Source organism: Burkholderia sp. Ap-955 (assembly GCF_011753045.1).
Taxonomy (GTDB): Bacteria; Pseudomonadota; Gammaproteobacteria; order Burkholderiales; family Burkholderiaceae; genus Burkholderia; species Burkholderia lata_D.
Window position 1 is genome coordinate 88,832 of record NZ_VWWH01000011.1, and the last position, 14,228, is coordinate 103,059.

The 14,228-nt window shown below is 67.9% G+C and carries 13 protein-coding genes; 11 read left to right on the forward strand and 2 right to left on the reverse strand.

Features of this window, described 5'->3' with window-relative positions; genetic code table 11:
- Positions 1–110 precede the first annotated feature (110 nt).
- Positions 111–1,475: a 2-hydroxycarboxylate transporter family protein gene (locus F3J15_RS09300; protein ID WP_069252559.1), complete on the reverse strand. Its 1,365-nt coding sequence runs from the start codon at positions 1,473–1,475 to the stop codon at positions 111–113.
- A gap of 431 nt (positions 1,476–1,906) precedes the next feature.
- Here F3J15_RS09300 and F3J15_RS09305 point away from each other — a divergent pair, with 431 nt between their 5' ends.
- The 11 genes from F3J15_RS09305 to F3J15_RS09355 all read left to right on the forward strand — a co-directional run bounded on the left by F3J15_RS09305 (position 1,907) and on the right by F3J15_RS09355 (position 12,978).
- Complete coding sequence (locus tag F3J15_RS09305; protein WP_166890040.1) at positions 1,907–2,737, forward strand: MetQ/NlpA family ABC transporter substrate-binding protein; 831 nt, start codon at positions 1,907–1,909, stop codon at positions 2,735–2,737.
- Positions 2,738–2,748: 11 nt separating this feature from the next.
- Positions 2,749–4,161 carry an LLM class flavin-dependent oxidoreductase gene (locus tag F3J15_RS09310; protein ID WP_069253048.1) on the forward strand — a complete coding sequence of 471 codons (1,413 nt, stop codon included), beginning with the start codon at positions 2,749–2,751 and terminating at the stop codon, positions 4,159–4,161.
- 18 nt (positions 4,162–4,179) lie between these two features.
- Positions 4,180–5,373 carry an ATP-binding cassette domain-containing protein gene (locus F3J15_RS09315; protein WP_166890043.1) on the forward strand — a complete coding sequence of 398 codons (1,194 nt, stop codon included), beginning with the start codon at positions 4,180–4,182 and terminating at the stop codon, positions 5,371–5,373.
- On the forward strand, positions 5,366–6,022 hold the full coding sequence (locus F3J15_RS09320; RefSeq protein WP_046546161.1) for a methionine ABC transporter permease: 657 nt from the start codon (positions 5,366–5,368) through the stop codon (positions 6,020–6,022). The genes F3J15_RS09315 and F3J15_RS09320 overlap by 8 nt, the downstream gene beginning before the upstream one ends.
- A gap of 54 nt (positions 6,023–6,076) precedes the next feature.
- On the forward strand, positions 6,077–6,919 hold the full coding sequence (locus F3J15_RS09325) for a hypothetical protein (protein WP_166890046.1): 843 nt from the start codon (positions 6,077–6,079) through the stop codon (positions 6,917–6,919).
- On the forward strand, positions 6,916–8,127 hold the full coding sequence (locus F3J15_RS09330; RefSeq protein WP_166890049.1) for an acyl-CoA dehydrogenase family protein: 1,212 nt from the start codon (positions 6,916–6,918) through the stop codon (positions 8,125–8,127). Before F3J15_RS09325 ends, F3J15_RS09330 begins: the two co-directional genes overlap by 4 nt.
- A 145-nt stretch (positions 8,128–8,272) precedes the next feature.
- Positions 8,273–9,481: a zinc metallochaperone GTPase ZigA gene (gene zigA / locus F3J15_RS09335; RefSeq protein WP_166890052.1), complete on the forward strand. Its 1,209-nt coding sequence runs from the start codon at positions 8,273–8,275 to the stop codon at positions 9,479–9,481.
- Positions 9,482–9,539: 58 nt separating this feature from the next.
- The gene (gene folE2 / locus F3J15_RS09340) at positions 9,540–10,460 is read left to right on the forward strand and encodes a GTP cyclohydrolase FolE2 (protein WP_166890055.1); all 921 of its coding nucleotides are present in this window, start codon (positions 9,540–9,542) and stop codon (positions 10,458–10,460) included.
- On the forward strand, positions 10,454–11,032 hold the full coding sequence (locus F3J15_RS09345; protein WP_166890058.1) for a 6-carboxytetrahydropterin synthase: 579 nt from the start codon (positions 10,454–10,456) through the stop codon (positions 11,030–11,032). The genes folE2 and F3J15_RS09345 overlap by 7 nt, the downstream gene beginning before the upstream one ends.
- Positions 11,032–11,592 (forward strand): carbonate dehydratase, encoded by a 561-nt coding sequence (locus tag F3J15_RS09350; protein WP_089448482.1) that lies wholly within the window; start codon positions 11,032–11,034, stop codon positions 11,590–11,592. Before F3J15_RS09345 ends, F3J15_RS09350 begins: the two co-directional genes overlap by 1 nt.
- Positions 11,593–11,595: 3 nt before the next feature.
- Positions 11,596–12,978, forward strand: a complete 1,383-nt coding sequence (locus F3J15_RS09355) for a dihydroorotase (RefSeq protein WP_166890061.1) — start codon at positions 11,596–11,598, stop codon at positions 12,976–12,978.
- A 33-nt stretch (positions 12,979–13,011) separates the two neighbouring features.
- Here the strand turns inward: F3J15_RS09355 and F3J15_RS09360 are convergent, their stop codons facing one another.
- Positions 13,012–14,100 carry a hypothetical protein gene (locus F3J15_RS09360; RefSeq protein ID WP_166890064.1) on the reverse strand — a complete coding sequence of 363 codons (1,089 nt, stop codon included), beginning with the start codon at positions 14,098–14,100 and terminating at the stop codon, positions 13,012–13,014.
- Between the last annotated feature and the right edge of the window lie 128 nt (positions 14,101–14,228).

Here is a 14,228-nt window from a genome sequence, read left to right on the forward strand (position 1 = left end):
CGCACGGCGTGACGCCCGGAACGACGCCCCGAACGACGCGCGCCGCGCGCCGGCTAGGCCGGCGGCGGCGCGTGCAAAGCGGCCTGCGCGACGGTGCGCGCGGCGGCGCGTCATCCGAAGTGGGCGATCAGGATCAGCGTGACCGTGACGACGATCGCGCCGCCGATACGCGTCGCGATCTGCGCGAACGGCATCAGCTGCATCCGGTTCGCGGCAGTCAGGATCGCGACGTCGCCGGTGCCGCCTTGCCCGCTGTGGCAGGCGTTCACGATTGCGGTGTCGATAGGGTACATCTTCATCAGGCGGCCGACCACGAAACCGGTGCCCATCAGCGTCGCGACGGTCGACACGATGGTGACGACGTTGACGATCGTGAACGCGGCGGTCAGCTTGTCCCACGGCGTCATCGCGACGCCGATCGCGAACAGCAGCGGATACGTGACGGCGGTCGAGAAGAACTTGTAGACGACGAACGCGCCTTCCTGCAGCGGCGGCGATACCGCGCGCGCGAGCTTCACGAGCACCGCGAGGAACAGCATCGCGACCGGCGCGGGCAGGCCGAACAGCTTGTGCGCCATCAGGCCGACCAGATACAGCGTGATGGCCGTGATGCCGGCGCCCGCGATGTGCGAGACGTCGACGTGGCCGCGGATTTCCTCGTTCTCGGGCGTCATGTCGCCCGATTCGCCGACCTGCAGGCGACCGTTGCCGGTCAGGTGCGGGAGGCGCTTGCCGAGCATGTCGAGCGCGCCCGACAGGATGATCGCGGTCAGGCTGCCGAGCATCACCGGCGGCAGCACCATCGCGAACATCTCGCCTTGCGGCAGGTGCATCAGTTCCGAATAGCCGATCGACAGCGGAATCGCGCCTTCGCCGACGCCGCCAGCCATGATCGGCACGACGATGTACAGCAGCGTGTGGCGCGCGCCGAGGCCGAGCGCGGTGCCGACCGCCGTGCCGACGATCGCGGCCGCGACCGAGCCGGCCGCGAGCGGGATGAAGATCTTCACGAAGCCCTGGATCAGCACGCGGCGATCCATGCTCAGGATGCTGCCGACGATGATCGACGCGATGAACAAGTACAGGAAGTTGGTCGACTTCGTGAACTCGACGGTCAGGTTCAGTACCGGCTTGGGCAGCACATGGTAGTACGTGAGCGCCGACGGCACGAAGGTCGCGAAGATCGCGGCCGCGCCGATGTTGCGCAAGAGCGGCAGGCGCTTGCCCAGTTCCGCGCAGGTGAAGCCGAAGAACGCGAGCACCGCGATCGCCATCGAGATCTCGCCGGGCACCTTGCCGGTCACCGAGAAGCCGACGATCAGCGCGAGCAGGATGAAGTAGACGGGCAGCGGAATGATGCCGATGCGGATTTCCATCAGTTTCCACCAGCCTTCCGGCCAGAAGCGCTCGCGCGGGGCGGCGACGGCGTCGGAAACCGGCTCCGGATGGGACGGGGTATGGATAGAGGTCTGCAAGACGTGTCTCCTGATGTTGGTATGCCTGCATGGCTTCGCGGCATCGTGTGCCGTCTATTACGCAACCCCCGTGCCAGAAATGCGGCCTGCCGGAATATTTTTAATGCATTGATTTATAAGGGGTTTGTTTCGTCTGCGGAAAGGGTGGCCCGACCGGTTGGCCGAGATTTCGGAATTCGCCCGGCGCTCAGGCCGAGATTTCGGCCTGGCGGCCGGCCAAGCGCCCGGTCAGGCCCCCGATCCCGCATGGCCGCCCGCATATCGCGGCGCGCGATTTTCTTCGCACAATCGCTTCGTAGACCGCCCACCCGCCGCTCTCTATCATCGGCTGATCCTTTTCCGATGCGATGACCTCTGTCCGGAGAACGCCCGAGCGTTCGCCGCGGCGTCGCTCATCCGTCGATACCGTCTTTGGACAGGAGAGTGGTTTCATGCTGCATGCCGTTTTTTCCGCCCGCTTTTCCGCCGGCCGCGTCGCGCGTCTGCTGGCTGCCGCCGTGCTTGGCGTCGTGTTGCTCAATGGCGCGCAGGCCGACACCGCGCCGCTGAAGGTCGGTATCTCGACCAGCCCGCAGATCGAGGCGCTGAAGGTCGCCGCGAAGGAGGCGAAGGCGCAGGGGCTCGACGTGAAGATCGTCGAATTCACCGACTGGAATACGCCGAACGCGGCGCTCGCGAACAAGGACATCGACGTCAACTACTTCCAGCACATCCCGTTCCTCGAGAACGCGAACAAGCAGGGCGGCTACAACTTCGTGTCGATCGCACCCGGCACGATCATGAAGATCGGCCTCTATTCGAAGAAGGTGAAAAGCTTCAGCGAGCTGAAGGACGGCGCGAAGGTCGCGATCGCGAACGATCCGGTGAACGGCGGGCGCGGGCTGTTGCTGCTGCAGCGCGCGGGGCTCATCACGCTGAAGCCGGGCGCCGACTACCGCGCGACGACGCACGACATCGTGTCGAACCCGAAGCACCTGAAGATCATTCCGCTCGAAGCGTCGCAGCTCGCGCGTTCGCTCGACGACGTCGATCTCGCGCAGGGCTACCCGAGCTTCATCAAGCTCGCCGGCACGACCGACCCGAACAGCGCGCTGCTGTTCGACGGCACCGAGAACAAGATCTTCGCGATCCAGTGGGTCGTGCGGCCCGACAGCGTGAACGATCCGCGCATCCGCAAGTTCATCGCGATCTACCAGCAGTCGCCGGCCGTGCGCAAGGCGCTCGACAACGCGTTCGGCTCGCTGTACGCGATCGCGTGGTGACGGAGGCGGGCATGACGACGGCGAACCGCAAGAAGATCCTGCTCAACGCGTTCAACATGAACTGCGTCGGGCACATCAACCACGGGCTGTGGACGCATCCGCGCGACCGCTCCGCGCACTACACCGATCTCGACTACTGGGCCGACCTCGCGAAGACGCTCGAACGCGGCAAGTTCGACGGGATCTTTCTCGCGGACATCGTCGGCGTGTACGACGTGTTCGGCGGCGGCCCGGACGCCGCGCTGCGCGAATCGGTGCAGGTGCCCGTCAACGATCCGCTGCTGCTCGTGCCCGCGATGGCGCAGGTCACGCGGCACCTCGGCTTCGGCGTGACCGCGAACCTGACCTACGAGCCGCCGTACCTGTTCGCGCGCCGGATGTCGACGCTCGATCACCTGACGAAAGGGCGCGTGGGCTGGAACATCGTCACCGGCTATCTCGACAGTGCCGCGCGCGGGATGGGCCTCGCGCAGCAGATCGGCCACGACGACCGCTACGAGCGCGCGGACGACTACATGGACGTCGTCTACAAGCTGTGGGAACAGAGCTGGGACGACGATGCGGTGATCCGCGACGCGCAGGCGCGCGTGTTCGCGCAGCCGGGCAAGGTGCGGCGCGTGAAGCACGACGGGCCGTTCTACTCGATCGACGCGATCCATCTGAGCGAGCCGTCGCTGCAACGCACGCCGGTGCTGTATCAGGCCGGTTCGTCCGCACGCGGCGTCGAGTTCGCGGGCCGTCACGCGGAATGCGTGTTCGTGAATGGGCAAAGCAAGGCCGCCGCGCGCGCGGCCACGCTCGACATTCGCGCCGCCGCCGCACGGCAGGGCCGCGACCCGGCTTCGATCAAGATCTTTGCCGGCGTGAGCGTCGTGACCGCCGAGACCGAATTGCTCGCCCGCGAAAAGTTCGACGAATACCGGCGCTACGCGAGCCCGGAAGCCGGCCTCGCGCATTTCGCGAGTTCGACCGGCATCGACTTCGCGAAATACGGCCTCGACGAACCGATCTCGTACGTGAAGACCGATTCGATCCAGTCGGCCGTCGACGCGATCTCGCGCAAGAGCACGACCGGCACGTGGACCGTGCGGCGCATGCTCGAACAGATGTCGCTCGGCGGCCGCTATGCGCCGATCGTCGGCTCGCCGTCGCAGGTCGCGGACGAGTTGCAGTCGTGGATCGACGAGACCGGCATCGACGGCTTCAACCTGACGCGCACCGTGATGCCCGAGTCGTTCGAGGATTTCGTCGACTGGGTCGTGCCCGAGCTGCAGAACCGCGGCGTCTACAAGGAAGACTACGATCCCGCGCCGACGCTGCGCGAGAAGCTGTTCGGCGCGGGCCCGCGCCTGCCCGCGTGGCATACCGGCGCGCAGCACCGGCCGGCCGCCGTGGCCGAACCCGCGCATCCCGCGCATGCGTGAACGTGACGGAGCGAAGCGATGACGCAATTGTTCGATACGCTGGGTTTCATTGAGACATCGGCGGTAGGTGCGGGCGCCGAGGCAACGGCGCATGACGAAGCGGCCGCGTCGGCCGAATCGACCCGCGCCGGCGGCGCCGCGGTGTCGCTGGAGCAGGTCGGCAAGGTGTTCGCGACCCCGCGCGGCCAGGCCGCTGCATTGCGCGACGTGACGCTCGACGTGCGGCGCGGCGAGGTCTTCGGGATCATCGGCCGCAGCGGCGCCGGGAAGTCGACGCTGCTGCGGCTCGTGAACGGGCTCGAACGGCCGAGTTCGGGCCGCGTGCGCGTGCAGGGCGTCGACGTCGGCGCGCTCGACGAGGACGGGCTCGTCGCGCTGCGGCGCCGCACCGGCATGGTGTTCCAGCATTTCAACCTGCTGTCCGCGAAGACGGTGTTCGAGAACGTCGCGCTGCCGCTGAAGATCGCCGGCGTGCCGAAGGCCGAGCGCGTGCGCAAGGTCGAGGCGCTGCTCGAACTGGTCGGGCTCGCCGCGAAGCGCGACGCGTATCCGGCCAGCTTGTCGGGTGGGCAGAAGCAGCGCGTCGGCATTGCCCGCGCGCTCGTGCACGATCCGGAGGTGCTGCTGTGCGACGAGGCGACGTCGGCGCTCGATCCCGAGACGACGCAGTCGATCCTCGCGCTCCTCGCCGACATCAACCGCCGCCTCGGGCTGACGATCGTGCTGATCACGCACGAGATGGAAGTGATCCGCGCGGTGTGTGACACGGTCGCGGTGATCGAACAGGGCGAAGTCGTCGAAACGGGCCCCGTGTGGCGCGTGTTCGGCGATCCGCGCCACGGCGCGACGCGCGCGCTGCTCAGCACGCTCGTGCACGACCTGCCGGCCGAACTGGCCGCGCGCGTGCAGCCGCTGCCCGACCAGGCCGCGTTGCCCGATGGTGCGCAGGTCGTGCTCGACGTCCGCTATACGGGCGAGAGCGGCGGTGAGCCGGATGTCGGCGCGCTCGCGGTGGCGCTCGGCGGCTCGGTGCGGTTCCTGCACGGCGGGATCGAACGCATCCAGGGGCATGCGCAGGGGCGGCTCGTGATCGCGGCCTCACCGCGTGCGGACGACGAAAGCCAATCGACGGCCCGCGGCGGCGCGGTGGCCGCGCTGCTGGAACGCGCGCGCCGCCACGCGAATCACGCGGAGGTGCTCGGCTATGTTTGACCTCTGGTGGCCCGAACTGCTCGACGCGATCCGCGACACGCTGTCGATGGTTGCCGCGTCGGCCGTGATTGCCGCGCTGATCGGCATCCCGCTCGCGGTGATCCTCGTGACGACCGCGCCCGGCGGCATCTACGAGCGGCGCGGCGTGAACGCGGTGCTCGGCGCGCTCGTCAACGTGTTCCGCTCGACGCCGTTCATCATCCTGCTCGTCGCGCTGCTGCCGTTCACGCGCGTGCTGATCGGCACGACGATCGGCGTCTGGGCGGCCGTCGTGCCGCTGTCGATCGCCGCGATCCCGTTCTTCGCGCGGATCGCCGAGGTGAGCCTGCGCGAAGTCGACCGCGGGCTGATCGAGGCCGCGCTCGCGATGGGCGCGAAGCGCCGCCACATCGTCTGGCACGTGCTGCTGCCCGAAGCGCTGCCCGGCATGCTCGGCGGCTTCACCATTACCGTCGTCGCGCTGATCGGGTCGACGGCGATGGCGGGCGCCGTCGGCGCGGGCGGCCTCGGCGATCTCGCGATCCGCTACGGCTACCAGCGTTTCGACACCACCGTCATGGCGACCGTGATCGTGATCCTGATCGCGCTCGTCTCGGCCGTGCAAATCACGGGCGACCGCCTGGTCCGACGCGTGACCCGGCGTACCTGAGCGACGCCACAAGCGTCTGCTCGCTTCATTCATGATCCTGAGAGAAAGAACACTATGACTTTGCCCATCGGCGCGCCGCGCGAATGGAACGGACAATTCGAGGAAGCGCTGTTTCTGGAGGTGGCGCGACGCCATCGTCCGGACTTCCCCGACAAACTCGCGACGCCGCCGCGCGAGCCGCGCCACGGCGACGAGCTGGCCGCCGTCGCCGACTACTACACGAAGATGGCGTCGCACGACCTGTTCATCGTGCAGGTCGTCGCGAAGGCGATCGACACGCTGTTCCGCGACGATCCGCATTTCCAGCTGATTTTGTCGCGCCAGCTCGGCGACGACGGCGCGCACGCGGTGATCGGCCGCGAACGCGTGACCGAACTGACGGGGCGTGATCCGCTGCCGGAAGTCGACCGGCTCGTCGCCGCGCATTGGGCGCGCATCGGCGACATCGCGGTGCGCGACGTCGCGGGTTTTCTCGCGTTCGAATGGCACTACGAGCTGCATATCCTCGCGAAGCTGTGGATTCAGCGCAAGACCGGCCGCATCGGCGATTCCGCGATGCGCGAGCACGGCGAGAACCGGATCCGGCCGGACGAGGAGTGGCATCGCGTGCAGATCGTCCAATGGTGGTTCGACACGCTGAAGGCGCTGCCGGCAGCCGAGCGTGACGCGCTGATCGATCGCGTGATCGCGGCCGACGAGGAAACGCAGGCGCGGCTCGACGATTACCTGCACGACGAGTACGCGCATACCGCGCACGTGTTCGGTGCGGATATCGCCGAATACCGCGCGATCTACGACGACTGGCGGCGCGAGATCCTGTCGCGGCTGACCGGCCGCCAGCTCGACGCGCTCGTCCTGCTGTCGGGCGAAGCGGTTGCGCAGGAAGCCGTCGCATGAACGATCCACGCGGCCCGGCGACCTTCGCGCCCGATACCGATACGCCCGCCTTCGACCCCGCCGCGCTGGCGCGAGCGATCGACGCGTTGCGCACCACGGCCGCCGCGCGCGACCGCGCGGGCGGTCATGCGGCGCAGGAGAAGCAGTGGCTCGCCGAGGCGGGCCTGCTGACGCTCGCGGTGCCGCGTGCGTTCGGCGGGCAGGAAGCCGCATGGCCCGAGATCTACGATGCGATCCGGCAGATCGCGCGCGTCGACAGTGCGCTCGCGCATCTCGTCGGGTTCCAGTGCCTGCAGGTGGTGAGCGTCGACGTGTGGGGCAACGCCGCGCAGCGCGAGCGCTATCTGCGCGGCACGGTCGAGCAGCAATGGTGGTGGGGCAATGCGGTCAATCCGCTCGACACGCGGCTCGTGGCCACTGCGACGTCCGACGGCGGCTACCGGCTCGATGGCGTGAAGGGCTTCTGTTCGGGCACGCGCGGCTCGCAGCGGATGACGGTGTCCGCGCACGATCCGGACACCGGCCGCACCGTGTTCGGCGTGGTGCCGACCGATCGCACGGGGATCACGGTCAACGAAGACTGGGATCCGATCGGCCAGCGCCAGACCGACAGCGGCAGCGTGCGCTTCGACGGCGTGGCGCTGGCGGCCGATGAAGTGCTGCACCGTTCCGAGGCGCCGCCGACCCCGCGTGCGACGCTGCGCACGCTCGTGTCGCAGCTCGTGCTGACCAACCTGTTCGTCGGGCTCGCGGAAGGCGCACTGGCGGAAGCGCGCGACTACGTGCTGAAGCATGGCCGCCCGTGGATTCAGTCGGACGTCGCGCAGGCGAGCGACGATCCGTACACGCTGCAACGCTTCGGCGACATGCGTGTGCGGGCGATCGCCGCGGCGGCGCTGGCCGATCGCGCGGCCGCCGCGTTGCAGCGTGCATGGGCGCGGCAGGATGCGCTGACGGCGGACGAGCGCGCCGAGGTGGCGCTCGCGGTATCGGAGGCGAAGATCGTCGCGCAGCGCGCGGCGCTCGAGAACGGCGAGGCGCTGTTCGACGCCTGCGGCGCACGCGCGACGGCCGCATCGCTCGGCCTCGACCGCTTCTGGCGGAACGCGCGCACGCATACGCTGCACGATCCGCTCGATTACCGGCTGCGGGATGTGGGCCGGTTCGCGCTGACGGGCGAGTTGCCGCAGGCGTCGCTCTATACGTGACGGCGTAATCGGCGTGATGCCGGAGCGGCGCGGTCCGCTCCGGACAAAACCTAACCGGCATGCTGGACGTTTGAAATGATATGTTATATCGTTGCGATACAATGTATCACTCGATGATCGCCCACCCTCCTTCCGGAATCGCCCGATGAGTACCGCACTCCCCCCGTCCACGCGGCTTCCCGTGACCGTCCTGTCGGGCTTCCTCGGCGCCGGCAAGACGACGCTGCTCAACCACATCCTCAACAATCGCGAGGGCCGGCGTGTCGCGGTCATCGTCAACGACATGTCCGAGGTCAACATCGACGCCGCGCTCGTGCGCGACGGCGGCGCGGGACTGTCGCGCACCGACGAGAAGCTGGTCGAGATGAGCAACGGCTGCATCTGCTGCACGTTGCGCGAGGATCTGCTGATCGAGGTCGACCGGCTCGCGCGCGAAGGGCGGTTCGACCAGCTCGTGATCGAATCGACCGGCATCTCGGAGCCGTTGCCGGTGGCCGAGACGTTCACGTTCGAAGGCGAGGACGGCCGCAGCCTCGGCGAAGTCGCGCGGCTCGACACGATGGTGACGGTGGTCGATGCGTTCAATTTCCTGCGCGACTACGCATCGCGCGACAGCCTGCAGTCGCGCGGCGAATCGATGGGCGACGAAGATGCGCGCACGGTCGTCGATCTGCTGATCGACCAGATCGAGTTCTGCGACGTGATCGTGATCAACAAGATCGACCTGATCGACGCAAGCGCGCGCGAGCGGCTGGTTGCACTGCTGCGGGGCTTGAACCCGCGTGCACGGATCGAGATCGCCGAATTCGGCAAAGTGCCGCTCGAGCGCGTGCTCGACACCGGCCTGTTCGACTTCGAAGCCGCATCGCGTGCGCCGGGCTGGCTGCAGGAGATGCGCGGCACGCACACGCCCGAGACCGACGAGTACGGGATCCGCAGCTTCGTGTATCGCGCGCGTCGGCCGTTCCACCCGCAGCGCTTCTTCGATCTCGTCGAAAGCGAATGGCCGGGCGTCGTCCGCTCGAAGGGGTTCTTCTGGCTCGCCACCCACCCGACCGTCGCGGGTTCGTGGTCGCAGGCCGGCGCGGTCGCGCGGCATGGGCCGGCGGGCTACTGGTGGGCGGCCACGCCGCCCGAGCGCTGGCCGCAGGACGCGGAAGCCGTCGCGCAGATCCGTGCGCGCTGGGACGAGCACGTCGGCGATGCACGGCAGGAACTCGTGCTGATCGGCATGGACATGGACGAGCCCGCGCTGCGCGCGCGCTTCGACGCGTGTCTGCTGACCGACGCCGAGATGGCCACCGGCCCCGAACACTGGACCACGTGGGACAACCCGTTTCGCGACTGGCCCTGACCTGAACGCGCTTCCTGCATCGATCCGGATGGAGAAGGCGCTCCACCGGATTCCGAGCATGAACGCACCCCTTCCCGATATTTCCCTGACCGATGCCGCGCCGGGCGGCCGCCCGCTCGAATGGGTCGGCATGCAGGGCATCGACCTGCCCGTTGCAGTGGCCGAGCCCGGCTGCCGGCGCGACCTGCATGCGCGCGCCGACGTGCAGGTCGATCTCCCTGCGCCGCACGTGAAGGGCATCCACATGTCGCGACTGTACCGGCTGCTCGACGGGCTCGGCGATGGCGCGGCGCTGTCGCCGGCCGGCCTGCAGCATGCGCTGCACGCGATGGTCGACAGCCATCGCGACTGCGACACGCGCAGCGCGCGGCTACGGTTGCGCTTCGACCTGCTGGCACGCCGCGCCGCGCTGGTGACGGACGGGCTGGCCGGATGGAAGGCCTATCCGGTCCGGATCGACGCGACGCTGACCGGCTCCCGGTTCGAGCTGCGCGCGCAGGTGACGGTCGTCTATTCGTCGACGTGCCCGTGCTCCGCCGCGCTGTCGCGGCACTGGGTCGAGCAGGCGTTCCTGGCGGCGTTCGGCCGCGACGATCGCGTAGAGCCGGCGGCAGTCGCCGCGTGGCTGAAACGGTACGCGACGGCGGCCACGCCGCACAGCCAGCGCAGCGAAGCCGTCGTCAGCGTGGCGCTGCCCGCCGATGGTGCGACGCTGGGGCTGATCGACCTCATTGATCGCATCGAGCACGCGCTCGGCACGCCGGTGCAGACGGCCGTCAAGCGCGCGGACGAGCAGGCATTCGCGGTGCTGAACGGCGGCAACCTGATGTTCGTCGAGGATGCCGCGCGCCGGGTCCAGGCCGCGCTGGACGGCCACCATGCGACCCCGCGCGTGCACGTGCGTCATCTGGAAAGCCTGCATCCGCACGATGCGGTGGCCTGGGCCGCGCCGGTTCACGAAGGCGCCGACGCATGCTGATCCGCAAGCTGTTCCGCTTCGAGAACGCGCATATCGTGCGCGGCTGCAGCACGCGGCGCTGCTCGCATTCGATCCACGGCCATTCGTACCGCGTCGAGCTGCTGCTCGAAGCGCACGCGCTGGATCACGGGCAGATGATCTACGACTTCGGGCTGCTCAAGGGCGACGTGCGTGACCTGATCGACGCGTTCGACCACGCAGTGACGCTGTGGTCGGATGACGATCCTTGCTATGTCGAGAGCATGCGCCGGCATTCCGAGCGCTGGGTGCTGCTGCCCGTGTCGCCGAGCGCCGAGCAGTTCTCGCGCGTGTTCTTTCGCCTCGTCGATGCGGCGCTGTCCTGCACCCGCATGACGAACGGCGAAGCCGACGTGCGGCTGCATTCGATCATCGTTCACGAGACCGAGACCGGTTACGCGCAGTGCTTTCGCGACGATGCGTTCAACCCGCGCATGGGCCGCATCGACCTGGACGACATCGTGTTCGCGCCGGCCATCGCCGGACAGTGGCGCGATCCGGGCCTGTTCGAACGGATCAAGCGCGGCCGTTCCATTTCAAGGCAGGAATCCTGATGATCAGAAAGAATCCGCGCGGCGACCTGCCGCAGATTCACCCGAGCGCCTTCGTCGATCCGACCGCCATTCTGTGCGGGCTCGTGATCGTCGAGGAGAACGTGTTCATCGGCCCGTACGCGGTGATCCGTGCCGACGAAACGGATGCCGGCGGCCGGATCGCGCCGATCGTGATCGGCGCGCATTCGAACATCCAGGATGGCGTGGTGATCCATTCGAAGTCGGGCGCGAGCGTCACCATCGGCCAGAACACGTCGATCGCGCATCGCGCGATCGTCCACGGGCCGTGCAAGGTCGGTAACGGCGTGTTCGTCGGCTTCAACAGCGTGCTGTTCAACTGCACGATCGACGACGGCTGCGTGGTGCGCTACAACGCGGTCGTCGACGGCTGCCACCTGCCGCCGGGTTTCTACGTGCGTTCGACCGAGCGCATCGGGCCGGAAACCGATCTCGCCGCGTTGCCGCAGGTGACGGCCGACGCGAGCGATTTCTCAGAGGACGTTGCACGCACGAACAATGCGCTGGTGCTGGGCTACAAGCACATCCAGAACGAGTTCTGAGTGATGGACGAGCGCAACAGACGTGAAGGGGGCGCGAGCGACGCGCTGAAGCGACGTCACGCCGACCTGCTCGTGCATGGCGGCACGGTGATGACACCCAACGGGGCCGAGCAGATCGACATTGCGTGCGTGGACGGCCGTGTCGTCGCATTGGGCGCGTTGCACGGCACGTGGCGCGCCGACGTCCTGCTGGATGCCGGCGGCCTGCATGTGCTGCCGGGCGTCGTCGACAGCCAGGTGCATTTCCGCGAACCGGGCCTCACGCACAAGGAGACCTTCGAGGCCGGCACGCGCGGCGCGGTGCTCGGCGGCGTCACGACGATCTTCGAGATGCCCAACACGCATCCGCTGACGCTGACCGCGCAGGATCTGCAGGCCAAGCTGGATCTCGCGTGCGGCCGTGCGTGGTGCGACTACGCGTTCTATATCGGCGGCTCGGCCGCGAACGCCGAACGGCTGCCGGCGCTCGAAAACCTGCCGGGCTGCGCGGGTGTGAAGGTCTTCATGGGCAGTTCGTTCGGCGATCTGCTGGCCGACGACGAAGCCGTGTTGCGCCGGATCGTGCGCAACGGACGGCGGCGCATGGCCGTGCACGCGGAGGACGAGGCGCGGTTGCGCGAGCGCCGGGCGCTCGTGGAAGCGAGCGGCGACGTGCGTGATCATCCTCGCTGGCGCGACGAGGAAAGCGCGCTGGCGGCGACGCGGCGCATCGTCGGGATTGCTGCCGAAACGGGCCGCCGGCTGCATGTGCTGCACGTGTCCACCGCCGGGGAAATGGCGTTCCTCGCGCCGCACCGGCATCGCGTGACCGTCGAGGTCACGCCGCATCACCTGAGCTTGCACGCGCCCGATTGCTACGCGCGGCTCGGTACGTTCGCGCAGATGAATCCGCCGGTGCGCGAGCGGCATCATCAGGATGCGCTGTGGCAGGCCGTTCGCGATGGCGTGGTCGACGTGATCGGCAGCGATCATGCGCCGCACACGCGCGATGAGAAACGCCGGCCCTATCCGCAGTCACCGGGCGGGATGACCGGCGTGCAGACGCTGCTGCCGCTGATGCTCGATCACGTGCATGCGGGCCGCCTGAGCCTCGCGCGGCTGGTCGACCTGACCAGCGCCGGGCCGGCGCGGATCTTCGGCATCGCGGGGAAAGGGCGGATCGCGGCGGGCTACGACGCCGATTTCAGCATCGTCGACTTGCGTGCGCGGCGAACCATTCGCGACGAATGGATCGCGAGCGTGAGCGGCTGGACGCCGTACGACGGCTGCGCGGTCACGGGGTGGCCCGTGCATACGGTCGTGCGCGGGCAGGTTGTCGTGCGCGACGAGGCGCTGAATGGGCGGCCGGTCGGGCAGCCGGTCGCGTTTCTTGATGCGGTGGCTTGACCCGAACGATGTGCGGCCCGGTTCAGCGTCCGCTCAGTAAGCCGCATCCCGCACGAGCGCGTAGGTCTTTCCCGACGGCGCCTGGACGATCGACATGCCTTCGGCGATCGGCCCATTGGTTATGCTGATCGCCGGCTGACCGCGCGTCGGTGTGAAGACCCAGGCGCCGGGATACTTCTCGCGGAGCCCGCGCAACGCGGAGGAGACCGCGGTCCCGGCGGGGTAGTGGATGCCGCCGATGTCGATTGCGCGTGCCAGCGTCGCAGATGTGAAGGCGACGATGCGATGCTGCCGGTCGAGTCGCAGTCTCGCGCCGTGCAGCGCCAGCCCCGCCAGTTGAAATACGCCCCCTTGGGCAACATCGATACGCCAGTAGTCGTCGTCGCGCAGACCGTCGCCATAGGTGGTCGTGTCACGGATCAAGTCCGATCCGGCCGGAACGATGGCGTCGGCTACCCGATTGCCGTCGGCCAGACGACACCACCACAGCGACCTGGTCCGGGCGTCGTTGCGCAAGACGATTTCCATCGGTTGGCCTGCATCGCACACCCATCCGTCGAGCGAGCGGGGGCCGGTGATCGTCAGCCCCAGCGCAGTGAGGTGGACGGGGCTCCCGTCGTTCCGCGGCGCTTCGTCGTCGAATTCCGACCGGACCTCCACCGCCTTGGCGGGGATGCCGTAGACATCGACCTCGCGCGGAAACACGGCTGTGTCGAACGAATGCATGTCGCCGGCGGTGCCGAGCGACAGTTGGGTGCCGGGCGGCATGTCGATGCCCATCAGCCGGGTGGTCTTTTCCAGCGTGGGATGTTCCGCGGCGTCTTTCTTTCGTGCATCCAGATCGATCTTCAAATAAGCGATTGCCAACGCGACGAACAAGCTGCTCATCCAGCAGAGCACGCCGAGCAGGACGGACTTGCGTATCCAGCGCGCGCGAAATGCGCGTCGCGCATCGGGAGAAAACGTCAGCGTGACGACCCAAAGCAGCACGGCGACAGTCGCCAGAAACGAAATGCCGAGAATGGCGAGGAAGGCGCCGGAGAAAAGCGGAGCAGGAATCATGGGGGCGGCGAGTGCCTGAGCGGATTCATGATGAGTCTTGCCCCGGCAAAGCCAGGACATGCCGGCATCGTCAACGGAGGAGCTGACACGGGCCGTCCGGCCCGTGGCAAACGCGATGGCGAGGTCCGGCGCGGATGGCGCTCATTGTAGTGTGCAAACGCAACGATCCGACGAGAGCGGGATGTGCA

Coding starts and splice junctions, on each gene's coding strand:
- F3J15_RS09305 (WP_166890040.1), top strand. CDS start 1,907: ATGCTGCATGCCGTTTTTTCCGCCCGCTTTTCCGCCGGCCGCGTCGCG.
- F3J15_RS09310 (WP_069253048.1), top strand. CDS start 2,749: ATGACGACGGCGAACCGCAAGAAGATCCTGCTCAACGCGTTCAACATG.
- F3J15_RS09315 (WP_166890043.1), top strand. CDS start 4,180: ATGACGCAATTGTTCGATACGCTGGGTTTCATTGAGACATCGGCGGTA.
- F3J15_RS09320 (WP_046546161.1), top strand. CDS start 5,366: ATGTTTGACCTCTGGTGGCCCGAACTGCTCGACGCGATCCGCGACACG.
- F3J15_RS09325 (WP_166890046.1), top strand. CDS start 6,077: ATGACTTTGCCCATCGGCGCGCCGCGCGAATGGAACGGACAATTCGAG.
- F3J15_RS09330 (WP_166890049.1), top strand. CDS start 6,916: ATGAACGATCCACGCGGCCCGGCGACCTTCGCGCCCGATACCGATACG.
- zigA (WP_166890052.1), top strand. CDS start 8,273: ATGAGTACCGCACTCCCCCCGTCCACGCGGCTTCCCGTGACCGTCCTG.
- folE2 (WP_166890055.1), top strand. CDS start 9,540: ATGAACGCACCCCTTCCCGATATTTCCCTGACCGATGCCGCGCCGGGC.
- F3J15_RS09345 (WP_166890058.1), top strand. CDS start 10,454: ATGCTGATCCGCAAGCTGTTCCGCTTCGAGAACGCGCATATCGTGCGC.
- F3J15_RS09350 (WP_089448482.1), top strand. CDS start 11,032: ATGATCAGAAAGAATCCGCGCGGCGACCTGCCGCAGATTCACCCGAGC.
- F3J15_RS09355 (WP_166890061.1), top strand. CDS start 11,596: ATGGACGAGCGCAACAGACGTGAAGGGGGCGCGAGCGACGCGCTGAAG.
- F3J15_RS09360 (WP_166890064.1), bottom strand. CDS start 14,100: ATGTCCTGGCTTTGCCGGGGCAAGACTCATCATGAATCCGCTCAGGCA.